The sequence below is a fragment of the Desulfococcus sp. genome (assembly GCF_050178255.1).
Classification (GTDB): domain Bacteria; phylum Desulfobacterota; class Desulfobacteria; order Desulfobacterales; family Desulfococcaceae; genus Desulfococcus; species Desulfococcus multivorans.
In genome coordinates this window covers 13,237-32,135 of record NZ_JBFXGG010000037.1, presented here as the reverse complement: position 1 = coordinate 32,135, position 18,899 = coordinate 13,237, and the positions used below count along the sequence as shown (strand labels likewise).

The following is an 18,899-nucleotide window of genomic DNA, read 5'->3' as shown; positions in this document are numbered from 1 at the left end:
GGGAAACGAAGCCGCGGTGTCAAGCAAGGGAATCTTGTATAAGCGCCCCGGTTTTGCTATAAGTCATGGTGAAGCATCGCTTAATTTTACGGCAACGGCAAAAGGGGCCTCCATGAAGATACTCAACGTTCGCATTAAAAACATCAATTCACTGGCGGGAGAGCATGAAATCGCGTTCGAAAAGCCGCCGCTGAACGAAGTGGGGATATTCGCCATCACCGGTCCCAACGGTGCCGGAAAGAGTACGATTCTCGATGCCATCTGCCTGGCCCTTTACGGCCAGACCCCTCGCTTCAAGGCGCGGAGCGAACAGGTGATGACCCGGCGGGCCTCGGATTGTTTCGCCGAGGTGACCTTTTCGCTCGATGAGCGGTGCTACCGGTCCCGCTGGTCGGCCCGGCGCGTGAACGGGGCCGTGCAGACCGCGATGCAGCTTGCCGGTATCAACGGTGACGAGACGCTGCTCAAGGAAACGGTCAACTCGGTGCGGGAGGAAGTCGGCCGCCTGACCGGTCTCGACTTCAAGCGGTTTTCACGCTCGGTGCTGCTCCCTCAAGGCGAATTCGCCGCCTTTCTTCACGCCCTTTCCAACGAGCGGGTGGAGGTGATCGACAAGATCGTCGGCAAGGAAGCCTATCAGGAGCACTGCGAGCATATTCTGAAGGCGGCCGAAAGCGAGAATGAGCGTCTCATCGTTCAAAAGGAGACCCTTGCCGGGATGCCCGTTCCCGAATCGGACGCTGTCTTGCGGGAAGAACTCGAAGCCGCCGAAAGCGCTTATCTTTCGGCGTCGGCGAAGCGTGACGCGCTTAAAGAGGAGCAGGATCGGATCCGACGCCGGGAACGCGATCGGCAGGTCTATCAGGACAACCAGATCGCTCTCAGCAGCGCGCTCGCCCGCAAGGAGGCCCTGCGGGACGAGATCGACCGGCTCGAGCGGGCCAGGGCGGCGGCGGGGTTTCAGGCGGATCTGGAAACCTACGAGGCCCAGGTATCTGCCGCTGCCGAAGCGGAGAAACGCTTCTCGACGTTGACCGCGTCCGTCGAAGCCTACCGGGAGCAGATCGCCACCCTATCGGAAAAAGACCGGAGCAACCGGCAGGCCCTGGACGAAGCCGAACGCCGGATCGCTGCGGACGCCGATATTTTCGAAGCGGCGCTTGCCGTGGACAAAGAGATCGAGGCCGCTGCAAATGCTTTTCGGGAACAGGTCGATCGATATGAAGCCATAGAACGTGAACGGAAAGAAAATCTTCAGGCCCAGGCCGGAATCAGGGACGAGATCGACCGGAACGCATCGGATCTCGCGGCAACGGAAAAATGGCTGGAAAAACATGCCGTCGTCGAGACACTCGGGGAAGCTTCACCCGGCATACAGGATACCGTAACCCGCCTGAAGGTCGTTCGGGAAAAGATCCAACAGCAGGACGCCAAACGGCAGGCGTCGCTCCAGAAGCTGGCATCGGCCCGGGAATTTCTGGAAAAGGCCCGGGCGTCCCACGCCAAAAGCCTGAAGAAGGTGGAGGTCCTCAAAGCCCGCAAGGCCGGCCAGGAGGAGACCGCCGCCGCGATCCTGGCCGATCAATCCCCCGAGGATTTCGAAATCGGGGTTCAGCAGAACATCCGCCGCCTCAAAAACGTCAAGCTGCTCCTCAGGACGGCCAAGCGGTATCAGAGACAGATGTCCGGAAACGGCGCCTCCGTCGAAGAGATGCTCCGCCAAAAGGAAGCCGAGCTGGAAGCGCTGGACGACACCTTTGCGTCCCGACAGACGGCCATGGTGAATTTCGAGAAGAAGATCCAATTCGACGAGGAGCGCTCCCAACTGACGGCCGGCTCCCCGTGTCCACTGTGCGGTTCCCTGGACCACCCTTATGCCGCTGATGAAACGGATGCCAAAAATGCCCGCAGGACGCTCAAGGGCATGAAAAAAGAGCTCCGGAAGATGTTGAAGGCCCGGAACAGACTCTTCAGCCGAATCAAGGGCCTGAAAAAACGCCTGTCACGCATGGACAGCTACGGCGCCCAGTGGACAGAGCTGCTGGAAGAGAGCGGATACGACTGGCCGACAGGGGATGTCGACGCTGCGAAACAGGCGCTTCGGGACCTTCGGCAGGAGGTCCGGCAGGGTAAAAAAGCGCTCAAGGTCGTCAAACGCCGCGAGGGCAGGACGAGACGCATGACCCAGGCTGTGGAGAGCGCAGCGGAAAGGATGCGGGAGCGCCAGTCGATGCTCGAAGAGCAGGAAGGCGAGATGACCCTTCACCGCAAGCTGCTGTCGTCCATCGAACAGGCGTCGGCCGAATTGACGCGTCAGGAGGAGGAGCTGGCCGCATCTCTGTCATCGGCCGTCGCGCCCTTCGAAGCGGATGTGCCCCGGCGGGGGGCGGAGGATGCCTTCATCCTGAATCTCATGGCGAGGCTGGATGAATATCGGGCCCGGCAAAACCGGCGGACCGCGCTCATCGAGGAGGGCGAACAGCTCGCGGACCGCGCACGCCGCCTGCCCGATGCCGTAAAAGCCCTTAAAACCGAGGCCGAAGCCTTGGAAGGCGAGATCGAGGAGCGCCAGAAGCATCTGAATCAGCTGAAGACCGATCGGCAAAAACGGTTTGGCGAGGACGATCCCCTGCGCAGGAAGGCGGCCCTTTCGGATGAGATCGCGGCCCTGACCGCTGAAAAAGAGCGGATTCTCTCGGAAATTCAGACGTCCGAGGCGGCTCTTACGGCAGCGGAAGCGGCTCTGGCGGAAGCGCGGGATGCTCATGGTCGGGCCGTCACCGCCCGAGACACCACCCAAAGGATCCTCAAGAACAAGGTCATCGCCGCGTCGGTGTTCAGAAACCTGGACGAGGTGCGGGAGAGCTTTATCTCCGAAGAAGAAAAAGCGATTATCGAGACCCATGTCCACCAGGTCGAAGCGGAGATCCGATCCTGCCGCAACACCATTGAAAAAATCAGGATTTCCGAAGAGGCGGTCCCTTCCGACCGGTCCGCCGCCGAGGTTGAACTCGCGATGGATGATGCGGAAAAAGCCCTCTCCCGGTTGAAAGACGATCTCGATCGTCTCACGGAAAGAGAAGCGGCAGCGAAGCGCCTCAAAGTTGAATACACGGCTGCACGCAAGGAACTGGAGGCCCTGGAAAAGCGCTGTGACGCGCTGAACGCCCTCAAACTCGCCATCGATTCCGGAGACGATGCAGAGGTCAGAAGGGACTTCCACGAAGAGATGTTCAAGAAGCTCCTGGAAAAAGCCGGCGGATACGTGGGGATGCTGAACGCCCGGCGATACAGGATCTGCCAGGCGGAAAAGGACCCCTTCGGGATCGAGGTGGAGGTCGCCGCCGTCGGAGAGCGGAACGGTGAGAGGATTCGCCGGCCCGTAGAAGGCCTTTCAGGGGGAGAAACCTTTGTGATCAGCCTCGGCATGGCCCTGGCATTGTCCGACCTCACCAACGGCACCCGCAAGATCCAGTCGCTCTTCATCGACGAAGGCTTCGGTTATCTCGACGACGAGAACCTGACCCAGGTCATCAACACCCTCAACGAACACCTCAAGGTCAACGGCAAAAGGGTGGGGGTCATCTCTCATGTCAGCCGCCTCGACGATGAATTTCAGACGAAAATCCAGGTCATACCGGAGCCGGACGGCACAACCCGCCTGGAAGTGCTGCCGAAGGAAAGACCTGTTGACGCGCCCAGTGCCTCGTGATGCCGCACGGTGACGGAAAAAGGCTGAAGACTGAAGGGGGCACAAAAACCCCATTTGCCGAAGACGTACCCCTTCAGCCTCTAAAAGTTGAAAAAGCCCCCGGGATCTGTTAAAAGTCCGACATGCCGTCCACACGAAAACAACACCATCTGATTCTGGCCTCCCGGTCCCCCCGCCGTAAATATCTGCTGCGCAAGGCCGGGCTCGTGTTCGAGGTGATTCCCGGCACCTTCGATGAAAGCGCCGTTCCCTTGACCGATCCCGGCGACTACGTCAAGACGCTGGCCCTCGCCAAGGCCGAGGAGATTGCCGTTCGCCGTCCGGAGGCCTGGGTCATCGGTGCCGACACCATCGTCTTCATCGAGGGCGCCGTCCTGGGCAAACCCGCGTCCAGGACGGCGGCACGGGAGATGCTTCGCCGCCTCAGCGGACAAACCCACCAGGTCTACACGGGGTATGCCGTCTGTTGCCGTGCCGCAGGTCGGATGATTACGGAGGCCGTGAGGACCGACGTCCGCTTCAAGGAACTCACCGAAGCGGAGATCGAGTGGTATATCCAGACCGGCGAACCTTTCGACAAGGCCGGCGCCTACGCCATTCAGGGCCTCGGCACCTTTCTCGTCCGCAGCATCAACGGCTCCTATACCAATGTCGTCGGGCTGCCGGTGTGCGAGGTGATCGAAGCGTTGATCCGGGAGGGCGCCGTTTTTCTGGAAGGCAGTGAAGGCGCATCATCGTGACGGCGGAAAAACGCATTCTCGTTCACATGTGCTGCGGCCCCTGCAGCATTTATCCGGTCCAGGTGCTGCGGGAGGCCGGGATGACGGTCATGGGGTTTTACTACGGTCACAACATCCACCCCTACACCGAATGCCGCCGGCGTCGCGAAACCCTTGACCAATACGCCGAAACCGCGGGGTTCAAGGTCATCCACCAGAAGGATTACGACCTTGAAGGCTTCCTGAGAAGCGTCGTCTTCCGGGAGGCCGACCGTTGCCGGTACTGCTACCACGACCGTCTCAAGAGCACGGCCCTTCTGGCCAGGCGGGGCCGTTTCGATTTTTTTACCAGCACGCTGCTCTACAGCCGGTACCAGAAGCACGACGTGATCCGCGCCATGGGTGAATCCCTGGCCAAATCGACGGGTGTGCCTTTTTTTTACCATGACTTTCGGGAGGGCTGGGAAGAGGGGATAGCGGCCTCGAAACGTCTGGGAATGTACCGCCAGCAATACTGCGGCTGCATCTACAGCGAAGCGGAGCGCTATCGCAAAAAACGCTCCTGAGGATCCAGAGAACCGTCGAACCGCCGACTGGTGGACAATATTTCCGGGAGACGATCCGGCGGACCTTCCACTGCGATAAATCGCGCCGGGTTCCCCACACGGATCTCACGGTTGCCGGGAAGGTCCAGGAGGTCGCCCCCCACCCTTATCGCGCAGGCCAGGGCGCCTTCGATGGAAAAGCCCGCCGCCGTGAGAATCCCGAGCTCCTCCCCCACGGCCTGCCCATGGTGCACCCCCAGGCTTCCGGCATCGGTGCCCACGGCGATGCGCACCCCCAGGTCCCGCCCGAGGCGGATCTGTGCAAGTTGATGCCGGAAGTTCCTCATGGCCGTCGCCGCCTCGGGCGCGTCCTGGGGCAGCATACGGGCATAGGCCTTCATGGTGACGGCCGTGGGCACCCACACCGTGCCCATGTCGGCCATGCGCCGGAGATTCTCCTCCCCCATGAAAAATCCGTGCTCCACCGAATCGCAGCCGGCCTCGACCGCAATCGCCACCGGCGTTTCGCCGTTGCAGTGAACCATGACCTTGAGCCCCCTGGCGTGGGCAGCCGCCACTGCGGCCCGCAGCTCCTTCAGGGTGAACTGGGGGGCTGTCTGCCGTCCGAAATGGACCAGGCTGTTCAATCCGGAATTGACGATCTTGACGTGGTCGACCGGTGCCGTCATTTCCCGGATCGCCTCTGCAAGGGACTGCCCCGGCAGGGGCGGACGGCCGATCAGACGCCCGTAGCGCCCCTGCGCCCGAAAGGCCCGCCCGGCAGCCCGGACGGTCATCCCGGCCGGTATTGCCGGGGCCTCTTCGGTCTTGTACCGGAGGGCGTGGCCGCCGTAGTCCCCCCCGTCCCGCACGGCAACCACGCCATGGGCGGCCGCCCGGGCGAGATGCCCGGCGATCGCCTGTCGGATCTCTTCGAAGTCGGCCGCGAGCTGGCGGTGTCGAACCTCCGGGTCGGCGGTTCCCGACATGAACAGATGACAGTGGGCATCCACCAGCCCCGGGAGGACGGTGTAACGGGACCAATCGAGACATCGGCGGGCCGGATCGGCGAACGTCTCCGCCTCGCGGGCATCCCGAATGTCCCGAATGACCCCGTTTTCGACCGTGATCACCTGATCGGCTGACGCAGCGGCGCCGGTGCCGTCGATCAATCGGCCGACATGGATCCGCATCCCTTACACAACTCCCTGGTCGAGCATGGCATTGACCACCTTCACGAAACCGGCGATGTTTGCACCGGCCAGGTAATTTCCAGGATCATTGTATTCCTTTGCGGCATCGAGGCAGGTCTTGTGGATGGATTTCATGATGATCTTGAGTCGATCGTCAACCTCTTCACGCGGCCAGTTGAGGCGCATGCTGTTCTGGGACATCTCGAGGCCCGATACGGCGACCCCGCCGGCGTTGGAGGCCTTGCCCGGCGCATAGAGGATCTTTCGGTCGAGGAAGATGTTGACGGCATCGGGGGTCGAGGGCATGTTGGCTCCCTCACACACCAGGAAAACGCCGTTTCTGATCAGATTTTCAGCATCTTTTTCGTTGATTTCGTTCTCGGTGGCGCAGGGCATGGCGCAGTCGGCCGGATGATCCCAGATGGCATTGCACCCCTTGGCAGGATCGGCTTCCGTGTAAACAACACCGGGATATTTTTCTACATACTCCTTGATCCGCCCCCGGCGAACATTTTTGAGGCGTTTGACAAAGTCCAGCTTGTTCTTGTCGATTCCTTCTTCGTCGTAGATGCTTCCCGAAGAATCGGAGAGGGTGACCACCTTTGCGCCCAGTTCAATCAGCTTCTCGACGGTGAACTGCGCCACGTTGCCCGACCCGGAGACGAGAACGGTCTTGCCGGACAGGTCCTTGTTCCGGGTCGCCAGCATCTCCGCGGCAAAATAGACCGCACCGTAGCCTGTGGCTTCGGGCCGAATGAGACTTCCGCCCCAGTTGATGCTCTTGCCGGTGAGGACACCCGTGAACTCGTTGGACAGTTTTTTATACATGCCGAAGAGATATCCGATCTCCCGGGCGCCCACGCCGATATCTCCGGCGGGCACGTCGGTGTTCGGGCCGATGTGGCGGTAGAGCTCGGCCATGAAACTCTGACAGAACCGCATCACCTCGATATCGGATTTCCCCTTGGGATCGAAATCCGATCCGCCCTTGCCGCCGCCCATGGGCAGGGTTGTCAGCGCGTTCTTGAAGACCTGCTCGAAGGCCAGGAATTTGAGGATGCTGAGGTTGACGGAAGGATGAAACCTGAGGCCGCCCTTGTAAGGGCCGATGGCGCTGTTCATCTCGATCCGAAACCCTCTGTTGACCCGGACCTGTCCCTGGTCGTCCATCCAGGGTACCCTGAACATGATAGTTCGCTCGGGTTCGACGATCCGCTCCAGAATAGCGGCCTGACGATATTCCGGATTGCGGTCTAGAACCGGTCGGATGGTTTCCATTACCTCCTGAACGGCCTGATGAAACTCTTTCTGTCCCGGATCCTTTTCCTTGATCAATGTCAATATGTCGTTCATTCAACCTCCATACGTCGTTCAACTCCAGATTAAAATGATGAGCGGCGCTACCGAGCGCCGCCCGACGATGTTTTCATCATGACGCACCGAGCGCTCCTGCCGTCCACTTTCACGCTGATGGGCTCAGACAGGCGGACATGGCGGAGGTGGGGTGTTTCATGGGCCGGGGGAAGGCGGTCGAGCCATTTGCCGCGAAACCGGTCTTCGCTCCCTTCGGTTATGGTGATATAGTAGATCCCCAACGCGGTGATGTTCTGAAAGAAATGGGACCCTTGGGAGGGATCCGCGCGGAGGTGTTCATTCCTGAGCTCCACAATGGCCTGAACGCCCGAAATATGGCGCCATTGTACCGGTATCCCCAGCCAGCGGTCGGAGGACCCCCACCGTCCAGGCCCCACCAGCAGGTAAGGATGCTTCTCCTTCAGCAGAACCGCATTGATGTTGCCGACCTCCTCGGCCATGGTGAAGGTCCTGGCGGGATCGAACGTTTCGGGTTTGACGTAAACAATGTCGCGGATCTCGTCGTTCCTGCCGTTTCCCAGGGACTGATGGGAGACGCAGAACGCTTTCCGGACATCCTCCTCGCTGATCTGAACATCCAGAGTGTCCTGGACGGATACCATGGGCCGCAGCTGAAGAAAATAGAAGACGTCTCTTTTTTCAGAATGCCGATGATCCGCATCGAGGTTCACGGCGAATTCGATCTCGACGGGGCATCCCAGGGCCTTTCGGCCGAGTTCGAGAAAGTCCGTTAAAATCTCGGGCAGCGGAAATCGCTTGTGCTTGAGAATGGACGCAAAGGTCATGATCCTGGGGCCGTTGAATACGCCTGAATCCCGGATCCGGTGCTCCTCGGGGATATAGGTGCTGGCCAGGAGTCTCACCGGGATTTCATCCTCGGCATCATCGATCTCCCTTTTTACAAGGTTGGCATACCGGTCGAAATTGATATCCCGTTTCCGGGGCCGGGTTTTGAGGGCATAAAAATACCGCTGGGAATGGGCCAGGATCTCGTCCACCGAGGAAAACTGGGGTAGAATGCCGGGATGTTTAGGCGAGAAGCGAAGGGATTTTTCACCCTCCACCACCGTCTTCCCCATCCCCAGGGCAATGTGGGCGATGCCGTCTTCAGGCTTCATATGGGAGACGGGGTAGAAATTGTGGGACTGGAGGACGCCGGAAAGGGTTGGATAGAAGTAATCGCCATAACCGGCACCGGCCACCTCCTGGATGATAACGGCCATGGCCTCTTCGTTGTGCTGATTGGCGGTGCTCCTGGAGAACGCCTTCGGCCCTTCAAAGTAGGTCGAGGCGTACACGCGTTTGACGGCGCTGACCAGCTGATCGAACCGAACTGATCCGTCGGGGTGGTTGTTGGGAAGCATGTAGGTTTCATAGAGTCCGGCGTAAGGCTGAAAATGGGCGTCCTCGAGCCGGCTTGACGACCGGACCGAGAGCGGCATGTTCACCTGCCCCAGAAAGGCCCTGAGATCGTCCAGGAGCCATTCCGGCATGGCGGCATCGAGAAAGGCTGCGCGCACCTCTTCATCGGTGTAGCGGTCCTCCGTCAGATGTCGAAGCCGATTCCGGGTCACAAAATCCTCGAACCCTTCGGTGGTGATCACGAGACTCTTGGGGATTTTGATGTTGATGTTCCGGTATTTTTCATGAATCTCGGGATGTTCCTGCAGCAGCGCCGACATGAACGCCAGCCCACGGGCCTTTCCGCCCAGAGACCCGCCGCCGAGCTTGACGAAATCCATGATGTCCGCGTCGAACCGGTCACGCTTGAACTGGGCCACCACGCCTCTCTGCTGCCAGATCAACAGCGCCTGGACATTTGAAACGATATAGCTTCGCAGCTCGTCGGCGTTCTTGAAATCCCGGGTGTGGACGACCCGGAATTTGGATGCCAGGACGATCTCGGATCGACTCATGATCCAATTGGAAAAGTGATTGCGGTCGGCGTGGTAGATCAACGAGGCGTCCGGGATGTGAGGCAGTTTGGCTTTCAGCGTCTGCAGGCTGTCGGCCCGGTCGATTTCGGAGCCGTCGGGCATTCGGAAAACGAAGTCCCCGAACCCTAAATGATTGAGAAAAAAATCCCTCAGCTCGGTGTGCAGATTGGCGGTGTTTTTGTCGATGAAGACCGCTGGTATGGCCTCGGCCACGCTCCGGTTTTGTGGCTCCGAACTGAGCATGAGCAGGGGAAGATCAGGGATCTCCCTTCGAATCCAGGACAAAAAGACGGGACCGGCCTGGGGATCGAGACGCCCTTCCCGGGGAAAGCGGGCGTCGGAGATGACCCCGAAGAGATAGTCTCGAAATTTTTGGCAAATCGTCATCGCCTGCTCGTAGGTTTCCGCAAGGAGAATTTTGGGCCGCGCCCTCATGAGCAGGAGCCGGTGTTCCTCGTTGAGGCCGGCTTCCAGAATGTTCTGGGTCTGATTGACGATTTCCTTGTAAATCAGGGGCAGAAACGAGGACCGATAGGCAGGGGAGTCTTCCACGAGAACGAGCACCCGGACCATGGCCCGCCGGGTGTCGGCATCCGCGTTGATGCCGTCCTCGACATTCTTGACGAGGGCCAGCAGCAGATCCGAGTTTCCGCTCCAGACAAAGACATTGTCGATGCTCGTGGAGAGCGCGTGTCCTTCGTGTCGGATGACGTCCCGTGCATTGTGAGCGAGAAGAATGACGGGGAGTTGGGGGTGGATCGCCTTGACGGCCGCTCCCAGCGAGGACGGGGCCATCTCATCCAGGTGGGGCATGGTGATGATCAGGTCGAAACGCTTTCGTTTTATCAATTCTATGGCGTCGCGGGGGGATGACACCCGGGTGACCCGCGGCGGCATACTGAGATTCAGTCCACTGTATTCATTGATAATTCTTGAAGCCAGGCTCCCGTCTTCCTCGATGATGAATGCGTCGTAGGGGCTGGAGACCAGCATAATCTCCCGAATCTTGAAGGCCATGAGTTCGTGGAACACCTTGAAACGCGCGTAGAACTCGCTGGCAAACGAGTTTTTCGGAGCCTCCATATCCTCCTCCGGATTTTCCCTGCCGCGGGATTTTGCACTTGACACCCTCGTGGAAAAATCAACATATTCTTCACCAATTTTCAACCCTCGACGGTGATGCGCCGGTCAGGAGCGCGAAGGTTGAGACTATCGTTATCGATGCGATCAGACAAAAACGCATCATCAATCGAAACTGACAAAAGTAGGCATAATACAATCATTTGAGTGGAACCGCAAGAAAAGAAACGCCGGATTTTCATTCCTTTTGGGGAACAATTGTGGAGACGAGGAGACTTGAAAGATGACGGAATGGTATTTGAGTTACAATGGAGAACAGACAGGTCCGTTTGACGACGTCAAGGCGAGGTTTCAGATCGAGATGCGCGGCGGGGAAGGTTATGCGTGGCGGGAAGGGTTTTCGGAATGGCTGCCCATCGACCGGATCCCCGAACTCGGTGGTGTCGCCGATGCCATGCCGTCACCGTCCGCGCCCCCGCCCGGCATTTCACCTCCCGGACCCGCCCGTGCCGCCGTGCCCGAGCGCGTGGAAAAGCGGTCCGCTCCGGTGCCCGTGAGCGCCGACGAGGTGGACTTTACCGTTTTCGGGGCTGAAATGCAGTTTGTCGAGATCGAGTTGGACCCCGGAGAAAGCGCAGTGGCGGAGGCCGGTGCCATGATGTACAAATCCCCCGACGTCGATATGCAGACGGTCTTCGGCGACGGTTCCGGCCCTTCCGGCGGCGGAGGCGGGCTCATGGGAAAGCTTCTGGGCGCCGGGAAACGCCTCCTTACCGGTGAGAGCCTTTTCATGACTGTTTTCACCCACAAGGGTCACGGCAAGGCCCACGTCGCCTTTGGCGCACCCTTTCCCGGAAATATCCTTCCCGTCTCCCTCGCAACGGTCGGCGGCATGCTCATCTGTCAGAAGGACAGTTTCCTGTGCGCCGCCAAGGGGGTCAGCATCGGCATCTACTTCCAGAAAAGAATCCTGACCGGCCTTTTCGGCGGGGAGGGGTTCATCATGCAGAAGCTGGAAGGAGACGGCATGGTCTTCATTCATGCCGGCGGCACCGTGGTGGAAAGGCGTCTCGAACCGGGTGAAACGCTTCATGTGGATACCGGATGCGTGGTGGCTTTCGAGTCGAGCGTTCAATTCGATATTCAGCAGGCCGGCGGCATCAAGACAGCGCTTTTCGGGGGAGAGGGGCTTTTCTTTGCGAAGCTGGGGGGACCGGGCAGGATCTGGCTGCAATCCCTGCCGTTTTCCCGCCTGGCCGGCCGCATGCTTCAGGCGGCGCCGCAGCGGGGCGGCAGCAGGGGTGAGGGCTCCATTCTCGGCGGGCTGGGCAATCTCATCGACGGCGACAACCGCTGATCCGGCGGCGGGTCCATGGGCCTTTTCCCGCCGCGGCTATTTTTTGCCTTTCAGGAGTTTGTCCAGATTCGCAAAAGGCTTGTGGGTGGAAAAAGGTTCCTGCCCCTCCCCCGGTGTGGGGCCGTCGTGCCATTCCGCCTCCAGGCCCCGGGAATGCTCGTTTTCGTGACAATAGAGGCAGAGGAGCTCCCAGTTGCTGCCGTCGGGCGGATTGTTGTCGTGATTGTGGTCCCGATGGTGAACCGTGAGCTCCCGGAGCCGTTTACCCGAAAACTCCCGTCCGCATCGCGCGCAGATCCAGGGAAAGAGTTTGAGGGCGCGCTCCCGGTAGGTCTTTTCCCGTTGTGCCTGCTCTCGCCTGGCCTCGGCAAAGGCATTGCCCGCATCCTTCCGGTTTGCCGATGTTTTATTGAAAGTCATGAGGACGCCTCCCGATCTATTGTCTGTTTTCTCTGAAGAGATGATAATAGACATCCTCCAGGTAAACGATCCCGATGGGCCTATCCTGTTCCGTAATGGGCAGCCGTCGGTATTTGTTCTTGATCATCCGATCCAGAAGCACCATGATATGCTCGTTGGGGGATCCGGCCGTCACGTTTCTGCTCATGACCTGTTCGACGGTCTTTTCCCCGAGCCTCTGAACGAGAAATCTCAGATGGCCTTCCCATGAGATTTCTTCTCCGCTGATGCCCTGGTTCAGGTAGCTCGGCCGCAGGTGGTAAAGGATGTCAAACATCGTTACGACGCCGGCCAATTCCTTGTGGGCGTTTACCACCAGCAGGCTTGCGCTCTTGTAGCCCGATTCCCTGACCTTTCCCTGCATAATCTTCTGAATGGCCTCCCCGGCCGGTGCATGCTCGTGGACCTTGTCAAAATTGGTCACCATGATGTCTTTGGCAAACAATGTCATGATACGCTCCCTGTGCTCTTGAGATATTCCGCAAAAAAACATGCCTTCCGCAAAAAGCCCCGGCATTTTATTACAGTAAAATATAGCAAATTTCGCATCGTTTGGGTATGGTCATTTTTTGATATGGCATCCGACTGTGGGTATTCATGAGCCGGTGCCGGCACCGCTTCCAGGTCGCCGTTGTGAAAGGCTAAAGGCTGAAGGGGTGCGTTTGTGACGAATGGCGCTTTGGTCCCCCTTCGGTCTTCAGCCTTCAGTCTTCAGCCTCTATTCGGTATTGATCCATCCACCAAATTCTGCCATAACGTCCGGGATCGACGCGCGACGGTTGCATCCGGTTTCTGAATGAACATCGATCCCGACGGCGGGATCTCCTGGAGTGTTTTTCATCATGCGTTTACCCGACAAAAAACTCATCCGGCCGGCTTCGGCGGCTCTGCTGGTTTTCATCCTATCTGCCTGCATGGTGGGCCCCGAACATCTGAACCCGGGGGTCGCCCCCCCCGGAACCTTCAAGTATGCCGCCAGTCCCCATCAAACCCTGGCGGCGCCCCTCTCGGGCAAATGGTGGGAGCGCTTCGAGGACGCGACCCTGAATCGCCTTGTGGAAGCCGCCATGACCGACAATTACGAGCTGGCCGCCTCCGCGCATCGCATCACACAAGCCAGAGCGATCGCCCGGGCGAGCCGATCGGACCTCTTTCCCGCCCTTTCGGCGGACCCCGGTTATGCCCGGCGCGGTGTTTCCGAAACCATTGAAACCAATCAGGGCGGCACCTTCACCACCTGGACCGCGCCGTTGAACGTTGCCTACGAGTTCGATCTCTTCGGCCGGATTCGAAGCGGTTATGCGGCAAGCCTTGCCGACGCCGAAGCGGTTGTGGAGGACGACAACGGATTGAGGCTCATTCTGCAGAGCGAAATCGCCGTCACCTATTTTGCCATGCGTGCCTTCGACGACGACATCCGCATCGTTTCCCGGACGATCGAGGTCCGCCGGGAGTCTCTCACCATCCTGAAAAACCGGCACATGCTCGGGGTGATTTCGCGCCTCCCGGTCGCTCGGGCCGAGGCGGAACTCAGGGCCACCGAAGCTCTCCTGCTTTCGTTGCAGCGGGATCGGACCCTTTTGGAAAACGCTGTTGCAACGCTTCTCGGAAAAACACCGGTCGAGCTTTCCCTGGCACCGGCCCCGCTCGACAACCCGCCCCCTGATATGCCGTCGGTGCTGCCGTCGGTGCTGTTGATCGCCCGCCCGGACATTCGCCGGGCCGAACGGATAATGGCCGCTGAAAACGCCCGGGTCGGCGTCGCCGCAGCGGCTTTGTACCCCCAGGTGACCCTGGGTGCGAACATCGGTTACAGCAGCACCCGAGCCTCGGACCTGTTCGATGCCCGGAGCTTTGCCTGGGGCATCCTGCCCAACATACACATCCCGCTTTTCGAGGGCGGACGAAACATCGCCGAACTGGAGCGGGCCAGAGCCCGCTATGCCGAGATGTATGCCGCCTACCGCCAGACGATCGTTCAGGCGTTCGGGGAGGTCGAAGATGCACTGGTCAGCGTGTCTTTGCTGGAACGGCAGCAGCGTGCCAACGAGCAGGCGGTTCAATCGGCCGATGAAGCCTATCGGCTGTCCATGGAACAGTTTGAAGGCGGGTTGGTCGATTACCTGTCGGTGCTGGACGCGGAGCGGACCCTGTTGGACAATCTCCTTCTCAAAACCCGGCTCCGCGGTCAACGGTATCTCAGCGCAGTAGCGCTGGTAAAGGCCATCGGCGGGAGTTGGGAGACCGAACCAGGGCGCTCGCTTTCCCGCTATTAGGTCCTTCAGGCGCTTTGACGGTAATCCGTCAGAACATCCGGCAAGGCCCGCTTGATCTGACGCAGCGCCTGTCGGATGCGATGTTCGTTTTCCACAAGCGCCAATCTCAGATATCCTTCTCCCTCCTTGCCGAAACCGATCCCCGGCGCCATGGCCACGTTGGCATGACGCATCATCCGGATGGAAAATTCCATGGATCCCATTTCGTTGTAAGGTTCTGGAATCCTGACCCAGACAAACATTCCCGCCCTGGGTGGGGTGACCTCCCATCCCATGCTCTCCAGACCACGGCAGAGGACGTCCCGGCGGTTCTGGTAGATGGCGACCTGATGGACGACGTCCTCTCCGCATTCTCTGAGGGCAACGATGCCCGCAACCTGGATCGGCGAAAAAATGCCGTAGTCGTAATACCCTTTGATCTTGGCAAGTCCCGCGATGAGCTGCTTGTTGCCGACGCAATACCCCAATCGCCAGCCCGCCATGTTGTAGGACTTGGAAAAGGATCCAAACTCGACCCCCACGTCCCGGGCGCCGGGGATCTCCATGAAGCTGGGTGCCGTATATCCGTCAAAGGTGATCTTGGCATACGCGAAATCATGGAGCACCAGGAATCGGTACTTCCTGGCCATGGCCACAACCTCCGCATACAGGCTTTGGGTCGCCACCGCCGCCGTGGGATTGTGGGGATAATTGAGCATCAAAACCTTGGGCGGCGGATAGAGGGATTCGCACATCTGGGCGATCTGCTTCAGAAAGGTTTCCTCGGAGGACAGGGGAATCCGGATCACGTTGCCGCCGGCGATGGTCACCGCATAGATGTGAATGGGGAAGGCCGGTGCGGGAACCAGGACCGTATCCCCCGGGCCGACAACCGCCAGGCACATATGGGAGATGCCCTCCTTGGACCCGATGGTGCAGATGACCTCATCATCTTCGTCCAGGGTTACACCGTAATCTTCGGCGTAGTTCTTGGCAATTTCGCGCTTCAGGTTCTTGAGCCCCGATGCAATGGGGTAACGATGCGTCTTGGGGTCCCTGGCGACTTCGCAGAGTTTTTGAACGATGGGTTCCGGGGTGGGATCAATGGGATTCCCCATGCCGAGATCGATCACGTCGTCCCCGTTCAGACGTTTTTCGGTCTTCATGTGATTGATCATCCCGAAAAGATACGGCGGCAGTTGCTCCATCCGCTTGGCGAATTGAATATTTTCCGTGGGGCTCATTGCATCCTCCTTTGAAACCCCAGGAAGACCGCGGGCCTTGGCTCGACCGGGGCTTGAAACAAAAAACGCCACGGGAAAGCCTTACAGTCCGTGGCGTCTGGGGTGCGAAAAAAAGTCTGTTTAAAACTTACTCGCAGCCGTGTATCGCCGGGACTGTGCTGGTCGCGGCGGCGGCGGCGAGAGATGCCGGTTTGATTTTCATGGCGCTACAAGATCGATAAGGGTAAGGTCATCAGTTACATCATATGCACTTTAAGTGAATCGCTCCGGGTTTGTCAATCGGATTATTGTCGTCGACGCCCAAAGCAACAGCGAACTTCGGCTTAAGCCAGGGTCTCCCTGGTTTCGTGCAGCCGGATCCCCATGCCGGAAAGTTCTGCCAGCACCGGACCATAGATCTCCGGGACCACCGGTCGATGGACGCCCGTCATTCGTATCTTCCCTTCCGCCAGCATCCGGGTGGCGATGGCCGCCGGGAGACCGACCGTTCGAGACATGGCGCTGTCCCCGCCGGAAATGCCCGTTTCGACCATGGTGGCGGAGATTTTCTCCTTTCCGCCGTCGGGGTATGTCGCCGTAAACTCGTGGTGCTGGACCAGGAGGTCGGTTTCGCCCGGGGCGTATACCAGTCTTCGTTCAAGCACGTAAGCAAACATATCGAAGGGTGCGGCCGTGCCCAACGGCAGCATGACATCGTCCAGAAGACCCAGCCACGCCAGTTTTTTGATGGCCACGCTGTACGGCGGGATCTTGAGAGATCCGGCCAGATCCTGAACGATATCCTTTCCATTGCCCCCCACCAGTGCCGCGATGACCTCCCGGGGAGAGGTGGTGTTGAAATCGAAGGTGCGTTCCCGATTCAACAGGCCGATCTTTTTGAAACAGTGCCACGACTCGCAATGGCTGATGTTTCTGAGGGTTCCCCGATACATTGAACGGGCGGAACCGATGCCGTAGATCTCCATATAGGGTCGGGCGTCACGGTTGACATAGGCCTCGAAGGTGCCGGCGCCGGGAACGTCCACGAGCCGGGAGTGGTTGTAAAGGGCGTCGCCGGAAACCTCGACGACTTCCCCGTCCCTGAGATAGCGTCCGTCATTGGTAGCCGCCAGCAGCACCCCCGATGGGCTCCAGGAGAATTTGTACCCGAAGGGGTTGGTGTTGCTGGAAAAAGAGGGGAGCCCTCCGCAGTAGGAATAGAAGCTTTCAATTTCGCCGCCCGCGTCCTTGACGCCGTCGATCACCTGCATGGCGGCCATGTGATCGATACCGGGGTCCACCCCGATTTCATTGAGGAACAAGAGCCCCGAGGCCCTGGCTTCGTCATCCAGGGCCGCCATTTCCGGTTTTACGTAAGAGGTGGTCACGAGATGTTTTTTATGAACCAGGCACAGTCCGGCCACGTCCACGTGATAGATCCAGGGCAGCAGGCTGATGACAATGTCCGCCGACTTGACAAGCCGTTCGAGGGCCTCGCGATCCTGCACGTCCACCTGGACGGCGTTACCGTTGGGGTGACCGTCGATGACCTTCAGAGCCTTCTCGACGGTCCGGGTGGCCATAGTCAGGCGGATATCCGGCTGATTCAGCAGATAGGCGACCAAAGGCCGGGTGACGAAACCCGCACCCAATACGAGTATGTTTTTCACGATTCACTCCTTGCTTACGTTAGTGCGGTATGCAGTCATCTCCCGGCACGTCCGCAGCAGCTTCCGGGACCGGCGCATCCGGCATGTCCGGGCGTGGCCCCGCAGCATCCCGTATCGCCGGGGCCCGGTATCCCATGGCGGGCGACCCCCGATACGGCGGAGGGAACCGACAGCAGTTTTTTCAGGCGACTGCTTCCACAATCCGGGCAAGACGGCGGTTCATCGGATGATCTTACAAGGATCTCACAGGTTTTTCCACAATCTCCGCACAAAAATTCGAACAGCGGCATGGCATTCCTCCGATAGTGTTGACGTTCCGTGACGGCATTACGTTCCGGGCGGCTATCCGTTGGATTGATATTCGTCGAGCGCTTTTTTGAGCGTCTTGACCGCCAACTGGATGCAGTGATGTTTTTTTGCGGGGATCTCCTTGAGAACCCTGAAAATATCGCCGTCATTCAGTTTTCCGGCCTCCTCGATGGTTTTCCCCTTGATGAGGTCCACGGCGGCCATGGCCGCGGATACGGCTCCCGCGCATCCCATCACCTCATACCGCGCGTCCTGGATGACGCCGTCCTCGATCTTCAGATAGATCCCCATGGTGTCCCCGCAGGTTCCGGTCATGTGAGAGGCCTGATCGGCGTCGGGGATGACGCCCATATAGGGCTTTTCAATGTAGTAAGCGATAGCCTTGTCGGAATATCCCGACTCCGCCAACATTTTGTGGACTTCGGCCGCGCCGGCCGACTCTGCGGACTGTTGCTGATTCATGTCATCATCCCTTCAGTGAATGCATTCGCCGTTGCGGCCATGGCCCTGGCAGGTCTGGTCGATGTTGAACCGGGGAAGTCCGTCGTTTTTGATCAATGCCAGGTTTTCCGAAACCGATCCCTCAACGGCCCGATATGCGACGATCCCTTCCTGATTCAGTTTCGTCAGTGCGCCGCGTCCGATGCCGCCGACAACGACTGCGTCGACGGATATTCCTCCCAGGGCACGCAGGGGTTGACAATTACCGTGCAAATGATGGAGATCTTTGTTTTCGACGGTTTCCACGCCGCCGCCGTCGGCGTCGACGATTACAAAATATGGCGCTGATCCGAAATGCGCGTAGACCGGGCTGTCCAGCCCGAGTTTTTCCGTGCTGGGAAATGCGATTCTCATTCCATACTCCTTGAAGATGATTATTAAAAGACTTTAGATAGGCTTAAAATGGGCGTGTGTCAAGTCAGTTTTAGGACGCCCCGGCCTCCCGGACAGGGAGGTTCAGCGGTTCATTTTCTTTTTGCCCTCGGAACAAAAAGACCATAGAAGGCTGAAGACTGAAGGCTGAAGACTGAAGGTTGATATAATATAACGTCGCTTAGCCAAAATT

The 18,899-nt window shown here is 58.9% G+C and carries 15 protein-coding genes; 5 read left to right on the top strand and 10 right to left on the bottom strand.

Going from position 1 to position 18,899, the window contains the following annotated elements; genetic code table 11:
* Nucleotides 1–112 precede the first annotated feature (112 nt).
* From AB7S84_RS09220 to AB7S84_RS09210, 3 genes are all read left to right on the top strand, one after another.
* Entirely contained in the window at nt 113–3,712 is a 3,600-nt protein-coding gene (locus AB7S84_RS09220) for an AAA family ATPase (RefSeq protein ID WP_428154048.1), read from the top strand.
* A 122-nt stretch (nt 3,713–3,834) separates the two neighbouring features.
* Nucleotides 3,835–4,452 (top strand): Maf family protein, encoded by a 618-nt coding sequence (locus AB7S84_RS09215; RefSeq protein WP_428154046.1) that lies wholly within the window; start codon nt 3,835–3,837, stop codon nt 4,450–4,452.
* Entirely contained in the window at nt 4,449–4,997 is a 549-nt protein-coding gene (locus tag AB7S84_RS09210) for an epoxyqueuosine reductase QueH (protein WP_428154044.1), read from the top strand. The genes AB7S84_RS09215 and AB7S84_RS09210 overlap by 4 nt, the downstream gene beginning before the upstream one ends.
* On the opposite strand, the gene AB7S84_RS09205 is transcribed toward AB7S84_RS09210, so the two are convergent.
* From AB7S84_RS09205 to AB7S84_RS09195, 3 genes are read right to left on the bottom strand one after another with little or no spacing between them, the layout of a single operon-like run.
* The gene (locus tag AB7S84_RS09205) at nt 4,976–6,169 is read right to left on the bottom strand and encodes an amidohydrolase family protein (RefSeq protein WP_428154042.1); all 1,194 of its coding nucleotides are present in this window, start codon (nt 6,167–6,169) and stop codon (nt 4,976–4,978) included. The genes AB7S84_RS09210 and AB7S84_RS09205 overlap by 22 nt on opposite strands.
* A 3-nt stretch (nt 6,170–6,172) precedes the next feature.
* Nucleotides 6,173–7,522: an NADP-specific glutamate dehydrogenase gene (gene gdhA / locus AB7S84_RS09200; RefSeq protein ID WP_020875030.1), complete on the bottom strand. Its 1,350-nt coding sequence runs from the start codon at nt 7,520–7,522 to the stop codon at nt 6,173–6,175.
* A gap of 47 nt (nt 7,523–7,569) precedes the next feature.
* Nucleotides 7,570–10,563: a PEP/pyruvate-binding domain-containing protein gene (locus tag AB7S84_RS09195; RefSeq protein WP_020875031.1), complete on the bottom strand. Its 2,994-nt coding sequence runs from the start codon at nt 10,561–10,563 to the stop codon at nt 7,570–7,572.
* A 280-nt stretch (nt 10,564–10,843) separates the two neighbouring features.
* Here AB7S84_RS09195 and AB7S84_RS09190 point away from each other — a divergent pair, with 280 nt between their 5' ends.
* On the top strand, nt 10,844–11,917 hold the full coding sequence (locus AB7S84_RS09190) for a TIGR00266 family protein (RefSeq protein ID WP_020875032.1): 1,074 nt from the start codon (nt 10,844–10,846) through the stop codon (nt 11,915–11,917).
* Nucleotides 11,918–11,953: 36 nt separating this feature from the next.
* Here the strand turns inward: AB7S84_RS09190 and AB7S84_RS09185 are convergent, their stop codons facing one another.
* Both AB7S84_RS09185 and AB7S84_RS09180 read right to left on the bottom strand, forming a co-directional pair.
* Nucleotides 11,954–12,337, bottom strand: coding sequence for a YajD family HNH nuclease (locus AB7S84_RS09185; protein WP_428154038.1), 384 nt, complete (start codon nt 12,335–12,337; stop codon nt 11,954–11,956).
* A 16-nt stretch (nt 12,338–12,353) separates the two neighbouring features.
* Entirely contained in the window at nt 12,354–12,827 is a 474-nt protein-coding gene (locus AB7S84_RS09180; RefSeq protein ID WP_428154036.1) for a CBS domain-containing protein, read from the bottom strand.
* A 391-nt stretch (nt 12,828–13,218) separates the two neighbouring features.
* Between AB7S84_RS09180 and AB7S84_RS09175 the strand changes: the two genes are divergently transcribed.
* Nucleotides 13,219–14,652, top strand: coding sequence for an efflux transporter outer membrane subunit (locus AB7S84_RS09175; protein WP_020875035.1), 1,434 nt, complete (start codon nt 13,219–13,221; stop codon nt 14,650–14,652).
* A 5-nt stretch (nt 14,653–14,657) separates the two neighbouring features.
* Here the strand turns inward: AB7S84_RS09175 and AB7S84_RS09170 are convergent, their stop codons facing one another.
* The 5 genes from AB7S84_RS09170 to AB7S84_RS09150 form a co-directional block, all read right to left on the bottom strand.
* On the bottom strand, nt 14,658–15,875 hold the full coding sequence (locus tag AB7S84_RS09170) for an aminotransferase class I/II-fold pyridoxal phosphate-dependent enzyme (protein ID WP_020875036.1): 1,218 nt from the start codon (nt 15,873–15,875) through the stop codon (nt 14,658–14,660).
* Nucleotides 15,876–16,198: 323 nt separating this feature from the next.
* Nucleotides 16,199–17,524 carry a saccharopine dehydrogenase C-terminal domain-containing protein gene (locus tag AB7S84_RS09165; protein WP_428154033.1) on the bottom strand — a complete coding sequence of 442 codons (1,326 nt, stop codon included), beginning with the start codon at nt 17,522–17,524 and terminating at the stop codon, nt 16,199–16,201.
* A 35-nt stretch (nt 17,525–17,559) separates the two neighbouring features.
* Nucleotides 17,560–17,814, bottom strand: coding sequence for an FmdB family zinc ribbon protein (locus AB7S84_RS09160; protein ID WP_428154031.1), 255 nt, complete (start codon nt 17,812–17,814; stop codon nt 17,560–17,562).
* Nucleotides 17,815–17,866: 52 nt separating this feature from the next.
* Entirely contained in the window at nt 17,867–18,295 is a 429-nt protein-coding gene (locus tag AB7S84_RS09155) for an iron-sulfur cluster assembly scaffold protein (protein WP_020875038.1), read from the bottom strand.
* A 12-nt stretch (nt 18,296–18,307) separates the two neighbouring features.
* Complete coding sequence (locus tag AB7S84_RS09150; RefSeq protein WP_428154028.1) at nt 18,308–18,688, bottom strand: NifB/NifX family molybdenum-iron cluster-binding protein; 381 nt, start codon at nt 18,686–18,688, stop codon at nt 18,308–18,310.
* Nucleotides 18,689–18,899 lie beyond the last annotated feature (211 nt).

Excerpts from the sequence above, each read along its gene's own strand:
- AB7S84_RS09170 (WP_020875036.1), bottom strand. The coding sequence starts at position 15,875 with ATGAGCCCCACGGAAAATATTCAATTCGCCAAGCGGATGGAGCAACTG.
- gdhA (WP_020875030.1), bottom strand. The coding sequence starts at position 7,522 with ATGAACGACATATTGACATTGATCAAGGAAAAGGATCCGGGACAGAAA.
- AB7S84_RS09155 (WP_020875038.1), bottom strand. The coding sequence starts at position 18,295 with ATGAATCAGCAACAGTCCGCAGAGTCGGCCGGCGCGGCCGAAGTCCAC.
- AB7S84_RS09220 (WP_428154048.1), top strand. The coding sequence starts at position 113 with ATGAAGATACTCAACGTTCGCATTAAAAACATCAATTCACTGGCGGGA.
- AB7S84_RS09160 (WP_428154031.1), bottom strand. The coding sequence starts at position 17,814 with ATGCCGCTGTTCGAATTTTTGTGCGGAGATTGTGGAAAAACCTGTGAG.
- AB7S84_RS09190 (WP_020875032.1), top strand. The coding sequence starts at position 10,844 with ATGACGGAATGGTATTTGAGTTACAATGGAGAACAGACAGGTCCGTTT.
- AB7S84_RS09150 (WP_428154028.1), bottom strand. The coding sequence starts at position 18,688 with ATGAGAATCGCATTTCCCAGCACGGAAAAACTCGGGCTGGACAGCCCG.
- AB7S84_RS09175 (WP_020875035.1), top strand. The coding sequence starts at position 13,219 with ATGCGTTTACCCGACAAAAAACTCATCCGGCCGGCTTCGGCGGCTCTG.
- AB7S84_RS09185 (WP_428154038.1), bottom strand. The coding sequence starts at position 12,337 with ATGACTTTCAATAAAACATCGGCAAACCGGAAGGATGCGGGCAATGCC.
- AB7S84_RS09215 (WP_428154046.1), top strand. The coding sequence starts at position 3,835 with ATGCCGTCCACACGAAAACAACACCATCTGATTCTGGCCTCCCGGTCC.
- AB7S84_RS09195 (WP_020875031.1), bottom strand. The coding sequence starts at position 10,563 with ATGGAGGCTCCGAAAAACTCGTTTGCCAGCGAGTTCTACGCGCGTTTC.
- AB7S84_RS09180 (WP_428154036.1), bottom strand. The coding sequence starts at position 12,827 with ATGACATTGTTTGCCAAAGACATCATGGTGACCAATTTTGACAAGGTC.
- AB7S84_RS09205 (WP_428154042.1), bottom strand. The coding sequence starts at position 6,169 with ATGCGGATCCATGTCGGCCGATTGATCGACGGCACCGGCGCCGCTGCG.